Below are 23,117 nucleotides of genomic sequence, written 5' to 3'. Positions count from 1 at the left end.
GCGTACCTGGCCATGACCTTCTTGCCCGAGCTCCTTTCACTATTAGGAGTGAGTTGCGTCGCGCCTGCGGGTTACGCGATTTCTGAGATTTTCGGCCCCATGAGCAAGATGAGGCCGGAGACGGTGGGATGAGCCACCTACGCGCCTCGCTCAGGCAGGACTACTTGGCGGCGAACACCTGCGTCCAATGGTTCGTCCCACTGGAGTTCTTGGCCAGGCCGACACCGATCAGGGTGTAGCCGCAGTTCATGATGTTGTTGCGGTGGCCAGGGCTGTTCATCCAGCTCTGGACCACCGAGGCCGCGGACGACTGGCCCTTGGCGATGTTCTCGGCCCAGCCGGATCCTCCGGTGAACCCGGCCGCCCTGATGCGGTCCATGAAGCTGCGGCCGTCCTTTGATTCGTGGCTGAAGTAGTTCTTCTTGGCCATGTCGTCGGAGTGGCCGAAGGCGGCGGCGCGCAGTTGCGGATCGGGTGTGAGCGGCTTGCAGCCGCCCTTGGCCCGCTCGGCGTTGGTCAGGCGGACGACCTCGTTCTCCTCTGCCGTGCCGACGGGTCCCGATGACGGCGGGGGCGTCTTGGTGGAGCTGGGTGAGGGTGCCGCAGGCGTGGGGGACCCCTTGGTGGGCCTTGAGTCCGGCACCTTCGGGTCCTTGGGCAGGATGCTGCCGGACCAGACGTTGGCGGCGGCGGTGTAGACGCCGTACGTCTCTCCGTCGAAGAACGGGGAGCCGATCTGGTCGTAGCGGCCGTTGTCGTCGGCGTCGATGAAGGTGGAGGTGACGCCGTTGACGTAGCCGAGGCGCTTGTCGTTGCTGTACTTCAGCAACCAGGGGCCTCCGTCGAAGCCGTAAGTGGCCGCGCCCTTGAGAACGATCTGCTCCTCGATCTTCAGAGTGGCGTCGACCACTGTCTTGCTGGTGTTGCCGTAGAGCCACTTGGGGCTGACGCCGGTGTAGGGCTTGTCACCGTCGGGGTGCTCACCGGCCGGGTAACCGAACGCGAAGATCTTCTGGCCTGGCTTGATGTTATAGGCCATGCCCTGACCTCCGACAGCGTCACCCAGACGACCGGCGTCCTCCAAGACGGCGTAGCGCCACTCGCCGTTGTAGGTCCACTTCGGACCCAGATAGGCGTCGTACTCTGCCTTGCTGCCCCTGCCGACCAGCTTGACCTTGAGTCCGTTGTAGACCGAGACGAACGCATAGTCACGGTCGAAGTCCTCGTAGACGTCGAAGTCGTAGTGGGTGAAGGCCTGCTTGGCGGCGTAGATACCCCACGGGGCCCTGCCCTGGTAGTAGCCCGGGACGAAGACCCAGCGGTCGAGGACATGGCCGTCGTCGTCGGTGTCGTAGGCGCAGTGGCCGGCGGTGGCGACCAGGTTGCGGTACTTGGACTGCACAGAAGTGGCCGAGCACCAGTACGGCTTGCCGTCACGAACGAAGAACACCTTGCCCACGGTCTTGGGCAGGTTGATGTTCTTGGACTTGGCGGTCTTCGTCCGCTCGTCACCGATCGCGGGGATGGCACCCGGCTTGCCGTCGCTCGCGGGAGCGCCCGTGGACTTCAGGCGAGCGGTGCGGGTGTTGACCTTGTAGTCCGGGTGGTATTCCTCGGAGTCCTTGAGGGCCTTGCCGTTGCTTCGCAGCCAGAACGAGACAACATCGAAGGCGTCCTGGGCGGCGACCGGCTCTCCGGATGCGGGGGCCCCTTCAGGGGCGGCCTGAGCCGGAGCGATGAGTGCCGAGGACAGAAGGCCGACGGTCGCGAGGATGCCACCGGCAGCGAGGATGCGATGCAAAGGGGAACTCCTTGGTCTGTCGTGGGACGCCTCTTGCGTCCCAGACGTCAGGAAAGGGATCACGAGGACATGCGTGCGTGGCGTGATTCGATTCGGCGCACCCGCTCTTGACACCATTGGCAGCAAGAGATTCCGATCTCCTCTCGCTCAGCAGCACTCCCTTCGCTCACCAAGAAGGAGTTCGTCGCCCCGTACGGATTACGCGGTTTCGTGAGCGCACTCGGTCGTCGTGGCGCGCTTGGCACGGGACACGTCGTGCCATCCCGGAGGAGGCTCGCGCCCCTGCCGACGCACTCGGGACCGAATGTCGCCGTCAGGAGCGCCGCGCGTCAGCCTGCGCCGGCTCCGTCTCGGAGTCAGTCGCGGCGAAGCGTGAAGTCGTCCACGTCCAAACTGGAGCCGTCGAAGGTGAGGTAGAGCTTGACGGTCTTGCCGGGCACGTTGGTCAGCCGGATCGAGACGTCCTGGTAGGACTCCCATCCGCCCGTGTTGGGCACGGTCACCCGGCCCAGCACCGGCCCGGTCGGCGAGTCCGTGCGGATCTCGAAGCCCCCCGTCGGGTTGACCGAGGCGACGCGGGCGGTGAAGGAGGTGACGCCGGTGAGGTCCACCTCGTCGTAGGCCGCCCAATCACCCGGGTTGACGAAGCCGAGCACGGTGCCGCCGTGTGCGGGGGTGTGCGGGTAGGTCTGGACGCCGTTGGCCTGGGACCAGCCCTCCGCCTGGATGACGGTGTCGCCGGTGGGCGCGCCGAGTTCCTTGACGCGGATGTTGCGGAAGGAGACGGTGTCGCCGTTGCCGTGGTTCTGCAGGCCGATGTGCCCGTCCTTCAGCGAGCGTGCCGGATCGGTGTTGGTGAAATCGTTGATCTTGACGCCGTTGAGCAGCACCTGGACGCGTTCGCCCTCGACCCTGATCTCGAAGGTGTTCCACTGGCCGGGCGGGTTGAGCGCCTTGTCGCGTGCGGCGATGTCGGCCGACTTGAAGCCGTAGATCGCGCCGGTGGTCTTGTCGGCCGCGTCCGTGGCGTCGATCTGGATCTCATAGCCGTTGTTGACCGCCGACCAGGGATCGGTGGAGGGCGGGAATCCGATGAAGATCCCGGAGTTGTCATCTCCGGTCAGCTTCCAGTCGGCCTTGAGCGAGTAGCCCTTGGTGAATTCCTTGGCCTTGTACCAGTACAGGCCCATGCCGCCCGTGGAGGTCAGCGTGGCGTCGGCGTTGGTGAAGCTGCCGGGTCCGGCCTGCTCCCAGCCGGTGGTCGAGCCGTTGTAGAGGGCGGTGTAGCCGGCCTCCGGACGGCAGTCGGCCTGTGCGGTCCCCATGGCGTACGCGATGCCGCCCTTGAGGTGTTGCAGGAAGGCCTGCTCCGAGTAGGTCTCGGCGGTGTGGCCGAGACCGGTGTAGAAGGAGCGGCCGCCCTGGTAGGTCTTGCACCAGGAGATCGGGTGGTCGGCGCCCATCTTCCCGCCGCTGTAGGACGACTCGTCCAGCGTGGCCAGGACGTGCGCCGTGGCACGCGGGTTGGACTTGTAGTCGTACCACTCGTCGGTCCTGGGCCAGGTGGTGTCCAGGTGAGCGGTGGCCGGGTTCGCCCGATCCTCGATCTTGACCTTGGCCTGCTGGATCGCCGGGTGAGAGGAGAACCAGGCTCCGACGAGCTCGCCGTAGAACGGCCAGTCGTACTCGGTGTCGGCTGCCGCGTGCACGCCCACGTACCCGCCGCCCGCCTTGATGTAGGACTCGAAGGCGGTCTGCTGGTCGGCGTTCAGCACGTCACCGGTGGTGTTGAGGAAAACCACCGCCTTGTACGAGGCCAAATTCGCCGTGGTGAAGGCGCCTGGGTCCTCGGTGACAGTCGCTTTGAAGCCCATGTTCTTGATCGCTTGGATGCCGGCCGCGATGGAGTCATGCCGGAATCCCGTCGTGCGGCTGAAGACCAGCACGTCACCGCCGTCGGCGGGCGAGCTGCCGGGCGGGCTGAACTTCTGGTTGGCACCCCCGTCGCAGGTACGGATGACCAACTGCGCCCGGTCAGTGGCGTCCAGGCATTTGCCGAGCGCCTTGATCGTGCCGGACGTGCCGTCCACGGTCCACTTCTGGGCGTTGGTGTTGTTACAGGTGTAGATCTGCACCTCGGTGCCGTCAGCGGCGACCGCTCCCCTGACATCCAGGCATTTGCCCAGCGCCTTGATCGTGCCGGCGGTGCTGTCGATGGTCCACTTCTGGGCGTCGGTGCTGTTGCATTCGTACATCTGCACCTTGGTGGAGTCGGCGGCGTTCGCTCCCGCGACGTCGACGCAGCCGCCGCCGGGCCCGCCGATCGTTCCGGTGACGGGTTGCGTTCCGGCCTCGGGCGACAGGATGAAGGAGTCGACGTCGAACAGCGCGCCCGAGCCTCCGGTGAACACCAGGAACAGGCTGTCGGTCTTGGTGGTGACACCGGTCAGTGCGGTCTCGACGTCCGTAAAGGTCTCCCATCCGCCGGTCTTCGGCACTGCCACCTTGCCCACCAGCGGCCCGCTCTGCGAGCCGGTACGGATCTCGATGTTTCCGCCCGCACCTGCTGACGAGACCCGGAAGCGGGCGGTCTTGGCGCCGCTCAGTTCGTAGGGCTTGAAGGAGATCCAGTCGCCGTTCTCGATGGACCCGACCGTCTTGCCGCCCTCGGCGGCCGTCGGCTTGTTCACTTGCTCGACTCCCGAGGAGGCGGCGGCATAGTGCTCGGCCTGCCGGTGCCTGGGCTGCAGGATGTGCTCCTTGCTGCCGGTCAGCTTGTCCTTGTCGGTGTAGGAGGCGTTGAACACGGCGAAGATGTTGGCCGCACTGTCGTGCTCACCGTCCTTGGGAATGGTCAGCGTGCCCTCACAGCCGTTCTTCGAGGTAATGGCGTGGCCATGGCTGTCGTGTCCGAGGATGTAGGTCACCTTGACCGCCGCACAGTCGATCGTGCCGTCCTCCGGATCGGTCACGGTGACCTTGAAGGGCACCGTGTCGCCCCAATCGAACAGCTGGCCCTCGCGCGGCGTCTGGAATGCGATCGTCGGCGCGGTGTTGCCCACGGTGATCGGCATGCTTGACGTGCCTGAATTTCCCGCCGGATCCTTCACGGTGAGTGTCGCCTGGAACTCGCCTCTGGCGGTGTAGGTGTGCGTGGGGTTGGCCTGGGTCGAGGTGCCGCCGTCGCCAAAGTCCCAGGTGTAAGTCAGCGCCTGGCCGTCAGGGTCGCTCGAGCCTTCGGAAGAGAAGGCGACGGTCAACGGCGGCTGTCCCGAGGTCTTGTCCGCGGACGCCTTGGCGGTCGGGCTCCGGTCGCGGCCCTTGATGTACTCGATGCGATACAGAGCGGAGTTCGCGTCTCCGCTGAAGTAGCCGGTGCCGTAGTCCAGCACGTAGAGCGCGCCGTCGGGGCCGAAGGCCAGGTCCATCACCTGGGTGCCGCTCCACGGGAAGTTCAGGATGTGGTTGTCGGCCAGGCTGACGGCCTTGATCCAGCGGCGGCCGAACTCGCCGAGGAAGACCATGTTGTCCAGTTCCTGCGGGAACTTCACCTCCGACTGCAGATCCGGGTCGTAGCGGTAGGCAGGGCCGCCCATCGGCGACTCCGACCCCGTGCCGAACTCTGGCGGGCTGCCCGCGTCGCCGCCATACCTGATCCAGGCCGGTTGCGCGGGCGGCAGCTTCGTCAGGCCCGTGCTGCGGAAGGAGTTGTTGGCCGGGCCTCCTGCGCAGTCGTATTTGGTGCCCGAAGGCCCGGAGGGGAAGGTGTATTCGTTGTAGGTCTCCGCGGACGTGTTGGTCCCCGTGCAGTAGGGCCAGCCGAAGTTGCCTGCTTGGCTGACCTTGTTGAACTCCACCTGCCCTGAGGGCCCGCGATCGGGATTGGTGCCGCCCGCGTCCGGGCCGTAGTCGCCGACGTAGACGACCCCGGTCTTCTTGTCGACGCTCATCCTGAACGGGTTGCGGAAGCCCATGGCGTAGATCTCGGGCCGGGTCTTCGCCGTGCCCGGCGCGAACAGGTTGCCCGACGGCACGGTGTAGGACCCGTCGGCGGGATTCACCTTGATCCGGAGGATCTTGCCCCGCAGATCGTTGGTGTTGGCCGAGGTGCGCTGGGCGTCGTAGGCGGGGTTGCGGTCGGTCCGCTCGTCGAGGGGCGCGTAGCCGGCGGAGTCGAAGGGGTTGGTGTCGTCGCCGGTCGACAGGTAGAGGTTGCCCTGGGCGTCGAAGTCGATGTCGCCGCCGACGTGGCAGCACATGCCCCGATCCGCAGTGACGTCCAGGACCTTCTTCTCGCTCGCGACATCGAGCGTCCAGTCGGCCTTCAAGGTGAAACGCGACAGCCGGTTCACCCCCTGCCAGGCACTCCAGTCCGTGCCCGTGGCCGGTGCGTCACCGGCCGGGGTGGACAGCTTGGGCGCGTAGTAGAGGTAGATCGTCCTGTTGGTGGCGAAGCCCGGGTCGGCGGCCACTCCCTGCAGGCCCTCCTCGTCGTGGCTGTAGACCGGCAGCGTGCCGATGACCTGGGTGTTTCCACCCTTGTCAGTACGGCGGAGCGTCCCGTCACGCGAGGTGTGGAGGACCGACAGATCAGGTAGCACGGCGAGGCTCATGGGTTCGCCTGTTTCAGCGGCGCCTTTGGCCAGCGTCACGGTCTGGTAGTCGGCTGGATCGATGGCGTCGTGGGCTCGGGCCGGCAGGACCATGGCCGTCATGCCAGAAACGGCCAGGGCTAAGACGCTCAGGCGAGCGAGCCAGCGGGGGGTTCGACGAAACATGCGCGCGATCCTTCGTTACGAGGGCGTTGCGGCGAATTTCACCTGAATTTAGACACAGAGCGCGGTTAAGTCCAGCATGTTTCGCTGATAAGAATCGAAAGTTGCCATGTTGATCATCCGATGCTCTGAGCACCCCGCCGAATGACAGACGGCGCCGCTGTACGCGGACAGAACTCTCCTATCTCGGGAGAGTGGCAGGAGACCTGGGTGATTACGCGCATTGCAAGATCTTTCGGCACACCTGAGCCACTAACCGCAGAGCGGACACCTCCGCAGGGTTGTGCCGTCTACTTTCCTACTTATGCTTGACGGTCGGCATAAGCCGCCATAGCATCCGGCAATATGAGGGATATAGGCCGGAAATCGGCTGATGCCCTGCGCTGGGGCGTCATTGGCGCTGTTTCACCGGCCGACCAGCCCTCGCCCCAGCTCTGACCCCGGAGACCCCCATGCGTCGAGTTCTTGCTGCCCTGATCACCCCCTTCCTGCTGTTATTACCTTCAGGTACAGCCGTCGCCGTCACCGCCCAGCACGACCTCTTCCGCGCGCTGCTGTTCACCAAGGCCGTCGGCTACGTCCACGGCTCCATCCCCGCCGGCATCCAGATGATCAAAGATCTTGGAGCCGCCAACCACTTCGAGGTCGTCCAGACCGACGACTCCAGCGCCTTCAACGACGCCAACCTCGCCACCTTCGACGTGCTGATCATGCTGCAGAACTCCGGCATGGTCTGGGAGAACGACACCCAGCGGCAGGCCGTACAGAAATACGTCCGCTCCGGCAAGGGCATCGTCGGCATCCACAACACCCTCGACATGGGCATCGAGAACGAGTTCCCCTGGTGGGACGGCCTGATCAACGGCGGCGCGCACATGCCCGCCCACTCTCCGGGCGTGCTGCAGGGCACCGCCAAGGTGACCGACCGCGTCCATCCCTCCACCAAGGACCTGCCGCTGCGCTGGCAGCGTGCGGAGGAGTGGTACAACTTCGCGCCCAACCCGCGCGGCAACGTGCACGTCCTGGTCTCTGCCGACGAGACCACCTACGACCCCGGGCCATCCAAGATGGGAGCCGACCACCCCATCTCCTGGTGCCGCAAGGCCGAGGGCGGCAAGGTCTGGGCCACCGCCATGGGCCACGACACCGCCGCCTACGCCGAGCCCCTTTTCCGCCAGCACGTGCTCGGCGGCATCCAATGGGCCGCGGGCGCCGCGGAGGGCGACTGCGGCGGCACGGTCACCAGCAGCTTCGAGAAGATCACGCTGGACGACAACACCGCCGACCCGATGGAGCTGGACGTCGCCGCCGACGGGCGGGTCTTCTACGTGCAGCGCAAGGGCGAGATCAAGATCTTCAAGCCGGACACGCACACGACAGTCACCGCTGCCACGCTCAACGTCTACACCGGCGGCGAGGACGGCCTGGTCGGCATGGAGCTCGACCCGAACTTCGCCCAGAACCGGTGGATCTACGTCTACTGGTCACCGGAGAGCAGCGCCACCGATGTCAACCGGCTCTCCCGCTTCACGGTCAGCGGCGACAAGATCGACCTGGCCACGGAGAAGAAGATCCTCGAGGTGCCCGCGTACCGGCAGCGCACCTATCCCGAGCCCGGCCACACCGGCGGCGCCATCGAGTTCGGGCCGGACGGAACGCTCTATCTGAGCACCGGTGACGACGTCCCGCCGAATCTGTCGCCCGACTGGCAGGGGTACGCACCTCTTGACTGGCGTCCCGGGCAGCAGATGCTCGACGCCGCCCGCACCGCGGGCAACACCAACGACCTGCGTGGCAAGATCCTTCGCATCAAACCGAAGACGGACGGGACGTACGACATCCCAGCGGGCAACCTCTTCCCGCCGGGAACAGCCAAGACCAAGCCCGAGATCTACGCCATGGGCTTCCGCAACCCCTTCCGCTTCACCGTGGACCAGAAGACCGGATACGTGCACGCGGCCGACTACGGCCCCGACCGCGGCGGGCCCACGACCGACCGCGGGCCTGAGGGACTGGTCGAGTACAACATCATCAAGAAGGCAGGCAACTACGGCTGGCCGTTCTGCCACGGCGACAACCAGCCCTACGCTCCCTACAACCCTGACACGAAGGTCGTCGGCCCCAAGTTCAACTGCGCCGCACCCGTCAACAACTCCCCCAACAACACCGGGCTGACCGACCTGCCGCCGATCCAGAAGCCCGTCATGTGGTACGGCTACGGCGCCTCGCCGACCTTCCCCGAACTCGGGACCGGCGGTGCCGGACCCATGGCCGGACCGGTGTACCGGTACAACGCCGCCAACCCCTCCGCCACGAAGTTCCCGGCCTACTTCGACGGCAAGAACTTCTTCTACGAGTGGTCCCGGCACTTCGTGAAGACCATCCACCTGGACGACCAGGACAACGTGCTCAAGATCGACCCGTTCCTCGGCTCGTTCACCAAGCCCATGGACATGACGTTCGGCCCCAACGGGTCGATGTACCTGCTGGAGTGGGGAAGCCAGTTCGGCGGCGGCAACAGCGACTCCGGCCTCTACCGGATCGACTACTCCGCTGGCGCCCGCGCCCCCATCGCCAAGGCGACCGCGTCGAAGACGGACGGACCCACACCCCTGACGGTCGAGTTCGACGGCGCGGGCAGCTCCGATCCCGACGGCGATCCGATCAGCATCGCCTGGGACTTCGACGGCAACGGCACCGTCGACTCCACTGCGGCCAAGGCGTCGCACACGTACCAGGCCAAGGGACGCTTCACCGCCCAGCTACGTGTGAAGGACTCCACGGGCAAGGAGGGCTTCGCCAACGTCGAGATCACCGTCGGCAACTCCAAGCCCGTGGTGACCATCGAAACTCCCCTGAACGGCACACTCATCGAGTTCGGCCAGGACATTCCGTACAAGGTCAAGGTCACCGACCCTGACGGCGGCACAGTCGACTGCTCGAAGGTCATGGTCAACCCCGCGCTCGGCCACGACGACCACGAGCACGAGACGGTCGACAAGCCCGGCTGCGAAGGCACCATCCCCACCAGTGACCTCGGCGGCCACCCCGCCGGCGCCAACCTCTACTACGCCATCAACGCCCACTACACCGACCAGGGCGAATACCCGCTGACCGGATACACCAAGGCCGTCCTGCAGCCCAAGCGCAAGCAGGCCGAGTACTTCACGACCATGTCCGGGATCCGCGTCATCGACCAGGCGGGCGCCGAGAGCGGCAAGCGCATCGGCGACATCAGCAACAACGACTGGATCGCCTTCACCCCGATGGACCTCAACGCCATCACCTCCGCCGCCTTCCGCATCTCCAGCCCGTCCGGCGGCGGCAGCATCGAGCTCCACGCCGACTCTCCCACCGGGACCCTGCTGGCCACCGCACCCGTCCACAACACCGGCGGATGGGACAACTACCAGATGACCGCCGCCGTCCCGGTGAAGTCGGACGTCCGAACCAAGTCCATCTACGCGGTCTTCAAGAACAGCCAGAACAACGGCTTCGACCTGGATGCCATCCAGTTCGCGGGCGAGACCCAGGGCGGCCCCGCTGCCGGCGTCTACACCATCACCGCACAACACAGCGGCAAGAACGTCACTCCCAAGGACGCTTCCGTCGCCGACAACGCGCTGATCGTGCAGACGGCCGCGGGCACGGGCGACGAGCAGAGATGGCAGGCCATCCCGGTGGCCGCGGGCGGCTACCAGTTCAAGAACGTCAAGAGCGGCAAATGCCTGGACGTCCCCAACGGCTCCACCACGGGCGGCACCCAGCTTGTCCAGTGGTCCTGCCACCCATCCGGCCACGCCCACCTCGTCCACCAGCGGTTCTTCCCCGTCGCGAGCGACGGAACCTACAAGGTGACCGCCGCCGCGAGCGGGCTCTGCCTCGACGTCAGCGGCGTCTCCCAGGCCGACGGCGGCGCCGTCATCCAATGGAACTGCACCAACGCCGACAACCAGAAGTTCCGTCTCACCAAGGTCGGCTGATCTCCTTCTCAGGCTGAATCGGCTGATTCTTCGGTGTCGCCCGTCATCGGTGGGACTCGTCGGCGCTGCTGACGCCGTACGGGTCCCCTTGATCAGGAGTTGATTCCCGGCCAATGGCCCAAAGCAAAACACCGGCCGCCAGCCCATTGGTCGCCGGCTGGCGTGTCTGGCGGTCCGACACCGGCCGGTATTGGGCGACCCGAACGAAGCCGTTCAGTCACACCGCCGAGTACGCGGGCGCGGCGCGCACTGTCGACGGGGACACGCTGCCGCATTTGTACTGCTCCATCGCCAAGCAAGAGAGCACAGCGAAGTGCGTCGGACCCCCGTTTAGGGAGGTAGGCCATGCGACTCCGATCCATACTGACCTCGCTGATCCTCTGCTTCACCCTCGCGCTGACCGGTGAGCCCGTCTGGGCGGAGCCCGGTGACAACTACGCGCCCGATGATGTGTTCACGTCGGCACGCACGCAGTGGTGGCGGGACGGGCGCTTCGGGATGTTCATGCATTTCGGCCTCTACAGCGCCTTCCGGGGCGAGTACCGGCGCCCCGACGGAACGATCTGCCGCGACGCGGAATGGATCAAGCGCAACTGCGCCATCCCGTGGACCCGCTACGAGGCGAAGGCCACCACGTTCAACCCTTCCGGCTTCGACGCCAACGCCGCCATCAGCGCCGCGAAGACCGCAGGGCAGAAGTACTTCGTCATCACCACCAAGCACCACGACGGCTTCGCGATGTGGCCCACCAAGGTGAACGACTGGAACATCCACGACCGCACGCCGTTCAAGCGGGACATCCTCGCCGAACTCGCCACCGCCGCCCATGCCCAGGGCGTGAAGCTCGGCTTCTACTACTCCATCTGGGACTGGCACGACCCCGATGCCCAGCCGGGCTCCACCGATTACGCCGCGTACGTAGTACGGATGAAGGCGCAGCTCAAAGAGCTGCTGACGAACTACGGAGACATCGCCGTCCTGTGGTTCGACGGCGAGTGGGAGGACCCGTGGACCGCGCAGGAGGGCGCGCGTCTGGAGGAGTACGTCCGGGCCCTCTCCCCCACCACCATCGTCAACAATCGGGTTGCCAAACGGGGCATCTCGGACGGTGACTACGGCACCCCGGAACAGGAGATTCCCGCGGCCCCGACCGACGGCCAGCTGTGGGAATCCTGCATGACGATCAACGGCACGTGGGGATATGCCGCATACGACACCAACTACAAGTCCACCACCACTCTGACCCGCAATCTGGTGGGCATCGCCGCGAGCAGCGGAAACTACCTGCTCAACGTCGGCCCCGACGAAAAGGGAGTCATCCCCTCAACCACAAGCTCGACAGGCTCAAGGGGATGGGAGACTGGCTCCGCGCGAACGGTCCGGCCGTCTACGGCGCCTCCTACACCGGCCTGGTCGCCAAACCCTCCTGGGGCGTGGTCAGTCGCAACGGCAACAAGCTCTACGCATCCGTCTATACCTGGCCCGCCTCCGGCCCAGCACTGCATCTGACCGCCAAGTCCCCGTTCACGGTGACCGGCGCCCGCATGCTCGCCACGGGTGTGGCGGTGTCGGTGACCGCCTCCGGAGACGGCTACGACCTGCGGCCGACCGGCTCGGCACCGGATCCGATCGCCTCGGTGATCGAACTGGACATCACGCCGCCACCCGCCCATCCCGTCGGCACAGGCACCGGACTGACCGCACAGTTCTGGACCAACAACACCTTCACCGGAACCCCAGCGGTCACCCGCGTCGACCCCACCGTCAACGCCGACTGGAAGTACAGGCTCCCCCGCACCAGCCACCCCCACCACGAACTTCTCCGCAGCTAGATGCAGGGGATCGGGGCCGCGGGTCAGAGCCTCTTCGAGTTGGCGGTCGATGCGAAGGCGCTCCAGGGTGGCGGTCAGGCCCCGAACGGCGTTGGTGACCCAGAGCTTGCCGACCGGGAAGTTCTCCATCGCGGTGTGCTGAGTGAGCAGCAGGTGGGGGTTAGCGGTGTTCGGCCAGCGACTGCGCCGGTAGTCCAGCCAAGCGAGGAGCGCTTGACGGGTGAGCTCGTCGAGGGGGCGAGGATGACCGCCGATGGTGATGCGATGGTTGCCCAGGTCGATGTCGTCGAGCCGGAGGTCACGGATCATCTTGGGTCGGGCCGCGTGGACGGCGGCCAGGGCGAGAATAAGGCGGATCGCCGGAGTCGTCGCGGTGGCGACGGCGCGGTCGATCTCGCCGGAGGCGAGGGGGAGGATCACCTTTTCCGGCCGGCGAACGATGCGGATGCGGATGGTGGGGTCGCGAAAGATCCGCCCGCTCTTCCTGCAAAAGCGCATGAGCGAGCGCAGTGCCACGATGGTGTTCTCCCGTTTGGCGCCCTGCAGGGTGTCCTTGATGGTCACGATGTCGTCGCGGGTGACCTCCCGCAGGTGATCGTAGGTTCCTGACCAGGCGAGCAGGACAGGCCGGATCTCGGTGACGTAGCTCCAGACGGTCTGGATGCTGCGCGCTCGCTGGCGAGGCCCGCCCTCAGCAGGCGGGCCCATGCCTCGACGTCGGCGGCGATGCCGGGAGCGATACCGCTCAGCTTGCCGGCCAGCCAGCTGTCGAAGGCGGGGACGCGGTCATCATCGAGCAGACCGATGTGGGCGAGGACTTCGACGGTGCGTCCGACGCTGAGGCCGTGGTGACGCAGCTTGGGAAACACTTCCGCGAAGCGGATCATGTCGCCGGGAGTGTGGGTGGACAGCAGCATGACCAGGGCTCGGTCGACGTCGCTGATGATCCACCGGGTCCAACCCCGAGCCTCGGCGAGGGCAGCGGTCGCCGCGCGGGCCGTGCGTAAGGCCGGGTTGGCCGGGTCGGCGTGCCGGCGCCGGTCGAACCTGGCGTAGTCGCGACGCACTGTGATGGGCAGCCGCAGCTGAGCCCAGCGATGGGGGAAGATCTCTGGCTGAGCGGGCAGCGGCTGGGGACGGGAGCGTCGGCGTCCCTGCCGTCCAATGCGCGGCCCAGGACCTTGGAATCGCTGCCGGTGCATGTTGCTGAGGAACAGCTGCTGGCAGGTGAGCCTGCGCAGGAACGGTTCCAGCACGGTGACCTCGTCTTTGGCCTCCAGGCTGGCCTGCAGCCAACACAGCCGGCAATACCCTTTCTTGATCGGGACCTCGCGGTGACAGCTTGCGCACTGGCCGACTTGGTGGAGTTGGCCGAATGTGTAGCAGGCGCGGCAGTATCGGCCCGGGAGCACGCCCCAGGCATAGCAGCCCACGCAGGTCGCCGCCGGTTTGGTCGGGGAGATGAAGCCCATCAGGCGGGTGGCAGCGACCGTCCGTCCCGCCGCTTGGGCGTCACCATAGGCGTCTCGCCCACGGCTGTGACGCGGGCCTGGCCGCTCTCGGCAGGAGCGGGCACGAGCTCCGGTTCGGGGATCAGCAGCTCTGCGATGCCGCAACCGAGCACGGCGCAGATAACGTCCAGATCCTCCAGCTTGACGCTGGCCGGATGGCCCGACCATAGGCCGGACATCTTCCCGGCGCTGATTACCATGCCGCGTTCGGCAAGCAGACGCTGCAGCTCGCTGGCCTTCCAGATGCCTCGGTTGGCAGCGGCCAGGCGCAGGTTCCACTTCATGGCATCAATCCCTTCAGCCGGTCGGCGGCTCGTTGCTGTCCGGCGAGCCAGGCCTCTTCGACGTGCGTGCGATGGACGTGGATGTACTTCATCGTGGTGGCCACCCACGCGTGGCCGAGGGCCTCCTGGATGGCGATCAGATCCATGCCGGCGAAGTAGAGCTGGCTGGCGCAAAAGTGCCGCAGAACGTGCGGTGTCAGCTTCTCTTTCCAGTCCGGCAGGTGCCGGGCGGCGGCTTCGGCGAGCGCGGCGCGCAACGCTTCGGTGCCGACCCGGGCGGCGCTGCCGTCGGCGTTCTTGCGCTCGGAGGGCAGGAGCGGGACGCCGTGACGGGTGTGGTCGTCGCCGAAATGGCCCCAGACGTCCTCGACGAACCAGCGCAGCGTCCGGCCAGCATCGTTGATCAGCGGAACCATCCGCTCGCGCGGGCCGGAGCCGCGGGCACCCTTGCCAAGGCGAACGTGGAGTTTGCCGAACCTGCCCAACTCCCATTTGACGTCGGCCAGGTCCAGGCTGCGGGCCTCGTTCACCCGCAGGCCGACCTCGGCCATCAGCCGGGCCGCGGTGTAGTTGCGGGCTGTGGGGGCGAACTTGCGACAGGTGGCAAGCTCTGCGCGCCAGCCGGCGAACAGGCGGGTGATCTGCTCGGCGCTGGGCGGGATCCGCAGCGCCGCGTCCTTCTGCCCGCGCGGCCGGTTCATCTCATCGATCGGGCACTCCACCACGTGCCCGGTCAGCTGATGGATCTCGATCTTGTGTCGTAGCTCCAGGAACAAGAAGTAGGTCTTGATCGCCTAGGCCCGCGACAGGCGGGTGCCCTTGGCCGCACCGCGTAGTACCTGGCCGAAGTAGGCGTCGGCGTTGGCCGGTTCCATCGACCACAATGGCCGGCCGAGCCATGCCCGGACCTGCTCAATGTGGATCACCTCGGAGCTGATCGTGGCGTCTGACAGGCCGGCAGCCGCACGCGCGAGCACGAACCCGGCCAGCACGTCGGTCTCGAACTCAACCAGCTCTTCAGGGCCGACCGGGGCACGTGCCTCACGGAGGTCTCGCACGACGGACAGGCTCAACCCACGCCTCCTCGTCTTCATCGGCGATGTCAGACGATCGAGGAGAACGATAGACCTTCAGAATCCCTGAAGTCTCATCAACTTCGAAAACTCCCGGAGCCCCAAGCAGAAGGTGCAGGTCCAGGGACTAGTCAGGCCACAAAGACCTCAAGGAACCCAAGACTTATCTCTTAACTCGGACCCGCCGCGGGTGGTGCTCGATCACCGCGAGCACGAACATCCGCGTTCCGGGTGTCCGGGCGTACGAGCAGCCGCAGTCTCCGCAGCGTCTGCTGTGGTAGCAGGTGCAGTAGCGCGGCCAACAACGCCCGGTCTGCCGCGGTGAAGTGCACCCGCCGCTGGCCGAGTTGATGTTCCAGCGGCGATCTAATGCCGCAAGTCGGCAGCAGCCGCAGCACCACGAACGCGTTCGAGACGGCCAGATAGCCCAGTCGCAACAGTACGAGCCTGCATCATGCCGCGCGGTCGACCCGTGCACCCGGCCCCCATCCCCGCAGCCGCGATCAACACTGCGACCCCCGGCTCACCAGGCCGGATGAAGTTTTCGGCAAGGACAACGTTGAGGTCGACTCGGGCGCTGTATGAGCGTGAGCCGGCGTGGGCGCCGCCGCACGTCGCCGACGGACTGCAGGGTAAGCGACTTACCTTTTGACTTGCCGCGCAAAGGTAAGTCGCTTACCTTATCGAGGGAGAAACCTCCCTTTGAAGGATCAATCCATGTCCGTGAGAACCTTCGATCCGCCCCGGGCAGGGGCCACCCGCTCGATGATGGTGGTCCTCGTCCCGCTGATGCTGGTGCTGTTCATCTCCAACCTGGACCAGACGATCGTGGCGACGGCACTGCCGAGCATCGGCCGCGACCTGAACGACCTGTCCGGTGCGCCGTGGATCGCGACCAGCTATCTGCTGACCACGGCGGTCAGCACCCTGATCCTGGGCAAGCTCGGCGACATGTACGGGCGCAAGCGGATCTTCCAGGTGTCGATCATCGTGTTCCTGGCGGGGTCGGTACTGTGCGGCCTCTCTGGCGACTTGCTGTGGCTGGTGCTCTTCCGCGGTTTGCAGGGCATCGGCGGCGGCGGTCTGAACTCTCTGGTCATGGCGATCATCGGTGATGTAGCGCCGCCCAAGCAGCGTTCGAAGTACCAGGCCGCGCTCGGCGTGGTCGCCACCCTCGCCCTGATCTCGGGACCGCTGCTGGGTGGTGTGTTCTCCGACGACCTGTCGTGGCGGTGGATCTTCTTCATCAACATCCCCGTCGGCGCCCTGGCGGTCTTCATCGTCGGCGCGCGCCTGCATCTACCCCGCCCGGCCGACAGGCAAGACCGCAGAGTCGATGTCCTAGGTGGCGTCGTCGTGTCCGTCTTCACCACCACGGTGCTGCTGTTCACGACGTGGGGCGGCACCAAGCGCGCCTGGGACTCGCCGGTGATCGTCTCGCTTATCGCCGTCAGTGCCGTCACCCTGATCGCCTACCTGGTGATCGAGGCGCGGGCGCCAGAGGCCATCACCCCGTTGCGGCTGTTCACCAGCAGCGTCTTCAACATCTCCGCGATCCAGTTCCTGCTCGCCACGATGGTGCTGTTCGTCGCCATGCTGTACACGCCGCTGTTCCTGCAGACCGTGCAGCACAAATCGGCCTTCGACGCAGGCCTTTACGTCATCCCACTGCTGATCGGCCTGGTCGCCGCCACTTCGGTCGCAGGTGCCCGGATCTCCAAGACCGGCGGCTACAAGTGGTACCCGCCAGCCGGCGCGGTGATCACTGGCGTCTCGATGTGGGGGATGAGCCGCGCCGACGCACACACCGGAGCGATCGGCCTCATCGCCGCGCTGTTCTTCGCCGGCATCGGCATCGGCTTCTTCGTCCAGGTCGCGCTGCTGTCCGGACAGAACGCGGCCGACTACAGCGACCTCGGCGTGGCGACCGGCACCCTGAACTTCTTCAAGAGCCTGGGCGGAGCCTTCGGCGCGGCCTTGTTCGGCACCATCCTCACCCACGCCATGGGACACGCCGCACGCCCGGCCGACGCCTTCCACACCGTCTTCCTGTGGACGCTGCCCTTCATGGTCCTTGCCCTGCTGCTGGGTCTGGTCATGCGGGAGAAGCCCCTGTCGGAAGAGATGGTCCAGGTGGTCGAGGGCAAGATCGAAGTCCCCGAGTACTGACCGAAGCCCGTACGTATCCCCGCCGCCTCGCCCTGCCCCTTATTGAGCAAGGGGCAGGTGGAAAGGACACAGCGTGACATTCGACGTCCTCGTCGCCGGTGCAGGCCCCGTCGGCCTCTTTCTCGCCTCCGAGCTGCGCACCTTCGGTCTCAATCCACTCGTGCTGGAAAGCGCCCAACCGGAGGGCCAGTGGGCGACCGACCCGCGCGGTTTCACTGTCCAGGGCAACCGCGGCATGAACGAGCGCACCATACGCACCCTTGCGCTTCGCGGCATCACCGAGACCGACCTGATCAACGTCAGCGGCCAAGCCCAGCGGCACCTGAACGCCCTGTCGGGCATGCTCAGCGCGGACACCAGCACCATGGGCGCACAGTTCCAGGCCCTACTCGCCGACATCGGCAAGAACCGCAAGCGTGTCCTGGGTCACTTCGCCGCCCTGTCCATCGTGGCAGACAAGGGCGAACTCGGAGACCGCAAAGGCCCGCTGGTGGTCCAGCAGGAAGACCTCCTCGACCTGCTATACGCTCACGCCCGCGCGGCCGGTGTGACGATCCGCCACGGCGCGACGGTGGCCTCCGTCGAGAACACCGCCGACGGCGCCCGTGTCGTCCTGGAGGACGGCGAGCGGATCGAGGCCCGGTGGGTTGTGGGCTGCGACGGCGGACGCAGCAACGTCCGCAAGTCCACCGGCATCCCCTTCACCGGCACCGACCCGACGATGGTCACCCGCGCGGCCGTCGTCGAACTCGACGCTCCCTCCGCCCTGCCGAACGGCGTCACCGCGACCGAGCGGGGCCTGCTGATGGTCACGCCTTACCCCGGCTCGATTCGCGTCATGGAATCCAGCACCGAGGAGCTCGACCGCCGGGCCACCGTCAGCCGTGAGGAGTTCCAGAACAGCCTGCGCCGAGTCAGCGGAACCGACGTCACCGTCACCAGCATCTCCAACGCCTACCGCTACACCGACCACGCCAGGCAGGCAGACACCTACCGCCACGGGCGCATCCTGCTGGCCGGCGACGCGGCCCACGTCCACCCGCCCGTCGGTGGGCAGGGCCTCAACCTCGGCCTCCAAGATGCCGCCAACCTCGGCTGGAAACTGGCCCTGGTGGTCCGCGGTCTGGCACCCGAAACCCTGCTGGACACCTACACCACAGAGCGCCACCCACCGGCCGCGCTCGTACTGCGCAACAGCCGTGCGCAGAGCGTCCTGTTCCGGCCCGACGCCCAGTCCCAGGCCCTGCGCGAGGTGTTCGCCGAAGTTTTGAACCTGACCGAGGCCAAGGCGTACTTCGCCGACATGGTTGCCAGCGCCCTCGTCGACTACGGACACGCCGATGGACAACACCCCCAGGTCGGCCGCTTCTCCCCCGTCTTCGACGTCTACGGCCACGACGCCGAACACGCCAGCACCCCCACGCACCAGGGTCTGCTCATCACCGCCTCGGAGGACGCCGAACTCGCCGGAGCCCTGGACGGATGGCGTAACCGGGTCACTCCCGTCACCCTCAGCTCCCATACGGGCCTCGACACGCCGCACGCCCTGCTGGTACGGCCCGACGGCTACATTGCCTGGGCCACCGATCACCCCCACAGCGACATCGATGGCCTGCGGCTCGCCCTCACCAACTGGTTCGGCGCACCCGTACAGCCCCAGCACGCCTGATCCGCGCGCTTCGCTCCCCTCTCAAACTCCCGAAAAAGGAGATGGACATGACGCGACCTGCAGGAAAGTCCGCACTGATCACCAGGTCCACGGAGGGGATGGGCATCCCCCACGCCCGCGCCCTGCCAGCGTCCCTCCCCGCCCTCCGCGTTGCTGTACGTGGCTCCGTGCGAGCCGTCCGTGGTGCGATTACGAGCGGTCTCGCCGTCGTGGCCACAACCTGATCGGCGACAGCATTGTGGCGGGCATCTGCAGGAATCCCGCGGATGCGCGCCGTCAGGATTGCGGCACGGAGCCGTCTCCGCACGCGGCAGCCCGCAGCCAGTCGCTGAGCGCGGTCAAGGTCTGTTCAGGCGTGAGCCCAGTGATCATGGCGCGCACCTCCAGGGTGGTCACGCTGCGGATGAGGCCGACGAGCCAGATGGCCTGCAGGCGCATTGCCGGCGTCGGCGTGGCGCCTGCCTCTTCGGCCAGGAATGCGGTGATCCGATCCTCGTAGTCGGCCCACATCTTCAGCATGCGTGACCGCAGCGCATCCGATTGCCCGTAGCCGCGGTGGAACCCCTCGATGCCTTCGCCGGGCGCCTGCCCGCTGGAGCGCAACGCTCCGATCAGGGCCTCGCCGACCGCCTGGCCGTGGGAGATCGACGGCGCACGGTTCTTCATGGCCTTCAGGACGGCGTCAATCAGCCGCCAGGTGTCGGTGAACACCAGGTCTTCCTTGGAGCGGAAGTAAACGAACAACGTCTTGACCGACACGTTCGCAGAGTCAGCAATCTCGGCCACCGTCACATTGTCGTAGCCACGCTCCTCGAACAGACGTTCAGCAGCCTCGAGAATCGCCGCGCGAGTCATAGCCTTCTTGCGCTCCCGCAGCGGGAGCGCTTGAACGTACACCTCACTCACAGCCTCAGCATACTAGACACTACACTCACTCACCTTTTACACCCTAAGCACCTTCGGGAGAATGATCAGCGATTCTCGGCTTGAAACCCAGCACCCGAGAGATCCTTGTCCAAGTGCGGTAGTCCGCCGTCAGGGTCAGGTGCTGGCGGGCCATGCTCGCAGAGACGAGTCGCCCAAAGATCCGAACGACCACTCGACACAGTCTGCCCAGGCACCTTCATCGACGCCGCCACATGAAAGATTGGTGACCAACATGTCGCCGACCCCCCGGTCGTGCTCCCCGCGCACGCGGGGAAGGGTCCCACGCTGCCTGTGAGTGCCGAATATCGTGTCACAGGGCTTGATCTGGGGCTTTGCTGTGCTCGATAGCACGACTCCGGCGGGATCGCAGGATGGCTTTACGGCTGCTGTACTTGATCGTCTTACGAGTGTTCGGCTGGATCGCGCTGCTCGCCCGATCACAGGCGTCCAAAGACGCAGAGATCCTGGTACCGCTGGTGCAGAGCGTCGTCGCCCCGTGGGCGGCTCGCATGCAGGTGACTCAGGCACACGAGCCGGAGCGGCTGCCGGCGGACGAGCGGCCCGCCGCCGAGCTCGCCGACGCGATCTGCACCGCCGCCGGAGGCCCGGACGCGGGCGATGGCGGCACGCCGGCCGACCGGGACGAGGTGCTGGCTGCGTTCGCCACCCGAGCCCGCGCGACCAGGTCCGCTCCCCCGGCCCGGTGCCCAGCTATCACCGCACCAGGACGGCGACGGCGGCCTCGTCGTCGTGGGTCGCCCCTTGGCCCTGCTCGGTCTCGACCATGAGCGTGTACTCAACGCCCGTGTGGAATTCGGCGGAGGATCCTCGAAGGGTCAGTGTGTGCCGACCGGGCTTCAGCGGCTGGAGACGTGCCCAGACGCCGCAGGCGTGGGAGATGACGGTTCCCTCCTCGCCTGTTAGAGGGTTCCCCGCCACACCTGTCACAGTGACGTTGTCCCAGGGCCAACGCGGAGATCGCTTCGCGCACCAGTTCCTCGGGCAGGTCCATCATCAGCGTTCATGAACCTGAACTCTAAAGCGAGATTTATGCCACCATGATCGCATCGTTCCGGCAAGGGAGGCTGCTTGGTCGTTTTCGCCTGCGCAGGATGCGGCGCGATGATCACCACGCGAGTGGCGCGAGTGGCGCTTCCCGACCACGCTGGCCAGAAGTACGGCCATGTCCTCCTCTCCGGTCTTCTGGAGCCAGGAACATACGCGGTGGACACTGGAGACGGCCGGCCTTGGCAACCATTGCAACCCGAGCCGGAAGAGCATGGCGTCCGACTACAGACGTACTGCATCACAGGACCCCCGAACAGGATCGGAATCGCGCCGGGCGACGTCCGCGAAACCACCTTCATCCCGAAGCGGTTAGGCGGCTGCTGTTGCGGCTGGGACGGCCAGTACGGTCCCAACCTCGCGTGCGCGGAGTGCGGCAGTCCGGTGGCGACCCGTGTCGACGACTGCGGGTTCTGGCAGGTGGTGTGGCTGGAACCGGACTCCGTGCGCCCCGTCGCCGTCGCCGGCCCCGTCCAGCGGGTGATGGACTGGGAGGAACTGCCGAGCACACCGCCCGTTGATCCACGCGGTTTCTGGAGCCCACAGTGGGAGGCCGCGGTCGCGGTGGCACTGGCGCACCTGCTGGTGGTCTCGGGTGGTAAGCGGGTGTCTGTCCCTGATAGGCCTGTCGCAGAGGCGTTTCGCCGGGCGATCGACAGTCTGCTCCCTCCGGGGCCACCGGAACGACACCTCGTCCTGGCCGGGCCCGGCCTGTCTGCCGCGATCACGGACATCGCCCTGGTGCCGCGGCATCCGCAGACCGGTGAGGTGTGGCCGTGCGAGGCAGATGTGGTGGTGCCGCTGGCCGCGGACGTGTGGACGTACATGGCCTTCAACGATGATCGGCGGCTCGTGCCGGCGGCGTACGGGATGCCTGCGGACGTTCGCCGTGATGATCCGCCCCCGCTGCTGCCGCACACTCTTTTCCATCCTGATGGGCGGGTATTTCTCAGCGCGCTAGAGCGGCTGGCGGCGGTTCGGCAGCCGTGGTTGCGTCGCATCTATGACCGGGTGAAAGACCACCCGTACATGTACCCGTTCTCATAGACGTCAGGCTTCGAACCCGGGCGCATGCGCCGCGAGAAGGGCACACGGCAGCCAACCAAGTCGTATTCTTCGCGCAAGGGCTCTTTGTCGACTGGACGCGTGGGGAATCAGCGATCCAGCGCTTCGATGAGGGCGAGAGATTGCTTCTACCAGGCCGCGCGTCAATCTCATCAGGGGTGGCGGGCTCCAGATCCCTCGTTCTCCAGGCCGTCACGTCGTGATGTTGAATCGGGAAGGGATACGGGGTGCCGATGCTTCGCTGCGGCGCCCCGTCCCAACGCGCGCGTTAGAGGTCGTCCATCTGCCGAGACCTCTTATAGGCGTTCAGGTGCGACTCGCAGCTGGACCAGCGTCGGCCGATGCTGTCAACTACGGTGTACTTGATGTCCTCGGTGCAAGGGTCGTTGGATCCGTTCCCTCCCCATGTGCACCGGTCTCGGCTGGTCCGACCCGGACGGAAGTCGTTCGGGTCCCAGGGCTTGATGTCCTCGATCTCCATGAGATGCCCTTTGCGGCTTGTGACGAGCGAGTGGAGTCAACGGTGGCTTTCAGCCAACGGCGAGATTCTCCCCCGATACGTGCCAATGCGCCCCATCCTCCCTCGTGAGTGAGGGCTTTTCATCCGGCTTCGCGCAGCTGTAGCACGAGGATGGCTTTCACCAGTTGACCTGCCAGAAGAGGGCGGCAGCGGAGTTTGTGAAGGATCGCCGAGGGTGAGCCGGCCGGACAGGGCGGAGTACACCGCTCAGAGCAGCCCGGCGCCGCTGACCGCTGGATCTCCGCGTGCTCCTCCACGACGCACAAGTAGTGGTCGGTGAGGCGCGCGACCACCTCCCGCAGGGTCGACCCCAGCGGCACGTCCTCGGCCGCCATCCCCTGCCACAGCGCGAGGGCCCGGGTGTACGCGTCCAGGGCTCCGCTGGGATCCCGCCTGGCCAGCGCCTGGCGGCCGTGCGCGGACAGCGCCTCGAACTGCAGCAG

The 23,117-nt window shown here is 66.3% G+C and carries 16 protein-coding genes; 7 read left to right on the top strand and 9 right to left on the bottom strand.

Annotated features, from left to right (window positions below):
* Positions 1-160: 160 nt before the first annotated feature.
* Both ABZX61_RS56720 and ABZX61_RS56715 read right to left on the bottom strand, forming a co-directional pair.
* A complete protein-coding gene (locus ABZX61_RS56720) occupies positions 161-1,801 on the bottom strand; it encodes a CAP domain-containing protein (protein ID WP_355209223.1) in 1,641 nt (546 codons plus the stop codon).
* A gap of 356 nt (positions 1,802-2,157) precedes the next feature.
* Positions 2,158-6,579, bottom strand: a complete 4,422-nt coding sequence (locus ABZX61_RS56715; protein ID WP_355209220.1) for a ThuA domain-containing protein — start codon at positions 6,577-6,579, stop codon at positions 2,158-2,160.
* Between the two features lie 449 nt (positions 6,580-7,028).
* On the opposite strand from ABZX61_RS56715, the gene ABZX61_RS56710 reads away from it, so the two are divergent.
* From ABZX61_RS56710 to ABZX61_RS56695, 4 genes are all read left to right on the top strand, one after another.
* Positions 7,029-10,559 (top strand): ThuA domain-containing protein, encoded by a 3,531-nt coding sequence (locus tag ABZX61_RS56710; RefSeq protein ID WP_355209217.1) that lies wholly within the window; start codon positions 7,029-7,031, stop codon positions 10,557-10,559.
* Positions 10,560-10,904: 345 nt separating this feature from the next.
* Positions 10,905-12,068, top strand: a complete 1,164-nt coding sequence (locus ABZX61_RS56705) for an alpha-L-fucosidase (RefSeq protein ID WP_355209214.1) — start codon at positions 10,905-10,907, stop codon at positions 12,066-12,068.
* Positions 11,993-12,391 carry a hypothetical protein gene (locus tag ABZX61_RS56700; RefSeq protein ID WP_355209211.1) on the top strand — a complete coding sequence of 133 codons (399 nt, stop codon included), beginning with the start codon at positions 11,993-11,995 and terminating at the stop codon, positions 12,389-12,391. Before ABZX61_RS56705 ends, ABZX61_RS56700 begins: the two co-directional genes overlap by 76 nt.
* Before the next feature lie 213 nt (positions 12,392-12,604).
* The gene (locus ABZX61_RS56695; protein WP_355209208.1) at positions 12,605-13,000 is read left to right on the top strand and encodes a hypothetical protein; all 396 of its coding nucleotides are present in this window, start codon (positions 12,605-12,607) and stop codon (positions 12,998-13,000) included.
* On the opposite strand, the gene ABZX61_RS56690 is transcribed toward ABZX61_RS56695, so the two are convergent.
* The 4 genes from ABZX61_RS56690 to ABZX61_RS56675 are packed head-to-tail and all read right to left on the bottom strand — an operon-like array spanning position 12,952 to position 15,244.
* Positions 12,952-13,863 (bottom strand): hypothetical protein, encoded by a 912-nt coding sequence (locus tag ABZX61_RS56690; RefSeq protein ID WP_355209206.1) that lies wholly within the window; start codon positions 13,861-13,863, stop codon positions 12,952-12,954. The genes ABZX61_RS56695 and ABZX61_RS56690 overlap by 49 nt on opposite strands.
* A complete protein-coding gene (locus tag ABZX61_RS56685; protein ID WP_355209203.1) occupies positions 13,863-14,186 on the bottom strand; it encodes a helix-turn-helix transcriptional regulator in 324 nt (107 codons plus the stop codon). Before ABZX61_RS56685 ends, ABZX61_RS56690 begins: the two co-directional genes overlap by 1 nt.
* On the bottom strand, positions 14,183-14,962 hold the full coding sequence (locus ABZX61_RS56680) for a site-specific integrase (protein ID WP_355209200.1): 780 nt from the start codon (positions 14,960-14,962) through the stop codon (positions 14,183-14,185). Before ABZX61_RS56680 ends, ABZX61_RS56685 begins: the two co-directional genes overlap by 4 nt.
* Positions 14,963-14,980: 18 nt before the next feature.
* Positions 14,981-15,244, bottom strand: coding sequence for a hypothetical protein (locus ABZX61_RS56675; protein WP_355209197.1), 264 nt, complete (start codon positions 15,242-15,244; stop codon positions 14,981-14,983).
* 732 nt (positions 15,245-15,976) lie between these two features.
* On the opposite strand from ABZX61_RS56675, the gene ABZX61_RS56670 reads away from it, so the two are divergent.
* Positions 15,977-17,428, top strand: a complete 1,452-nt coding sequence (locus tag ABZX61_RS56670) for an MDR family MFS transporter (protein ID WP_355209194.1) — start codon at positions 15,977-15,979, stop codon at positions 17,426-17,428.
* Between the two features lie 73 nt (positions 17,429-17,501).
* A complete protein-coding gene (locus ABZX61_RS56665; protein WP_355209191.1) occupies positions 17,502-19,097 on the top strand; it encodes an FAD-dependent oxidoreductase in 1,596 nt (531 codons plus the stop codon).
* A 276-nt stretch (positions 19,098-19,373) separates the two neighbouring features.
* Here ABZX61_RS56665 and ABZX61_RS56660 read toward each other — a convergent pair whose 3' ends face one another.
* Together ABZX61_RS56660 and ABZX61_RS56655 are read right to left on the bottom strand one after the other, a co-directional pair.
* A complete protein-coding gene (locus ABZX61_RS56660; protein WP_355209188.1) occupies positions 19,374-20,003 on the bottom strand; it encodes a helix-turn-helix domain-containing protein in 630 nt (209 codons plus the stop codon).
* A 735-nt stretch (positions 20,004-20,738) separates the two neighbouring features.
* A complete protein-coding gene (locus tag ABZX61_RS56655) occupies positions 20,739-20,963 on the bottom strand; it encodes a hypothetical protein (RefSeq protein WP_355209185.1) in 225 nt (74 codons plus the stop codon).
* 150 nt (positions 20,964-21,113) lie between these two features.
* On the opposite strand from ABZX61_RS56655, the gene ABZX61_RS56650 reads away from it, so the two are divergent.
* Complete coding sequence (locus ABZX61_RS56650; protein WP_355209182.1) at positions 21,114-22,136, top strand: hypothetical protein; 1,023 nt, start codon at positions 21,114-21,116, stop codon at positions 22,134-22,136.
* A 618-nt stretch (positions 22,137-22,754) separates the two neighbouring features.
* Here ABZX61_RS56650 and ABZX61_RS56645 read toward each other — a convergent pair.
* A complete protein-coding gene (locus ABZX61_RS56645; protein WP_355209252.1) occupies positions 22,755-23,075 on the bottom strand; it encodes a BTAD domain-containing putative transcriptional regulator in 321 nt (106 codons plus the stop codon).
* Positions 23,076-23,117: the final 42 nt, after the last annotated feature.

Source organism: Nonomuraea sp. NPDC003709 (genome assembly GCF_040610775.1).
In the GTDB taxonomy this organism is placed as follows: Bacteria; Actinomycetota; Actinomycetes; order Streptosporangiales; family Streptosporangiaceae; genus Nonomuraea; species Nonomuraea angiospora_A.
The sequence above is the reverse complement of the archived record's forward strand: the minus strand, read 5'-3'. Positions and strand labels throughout refer to the sequence as shown.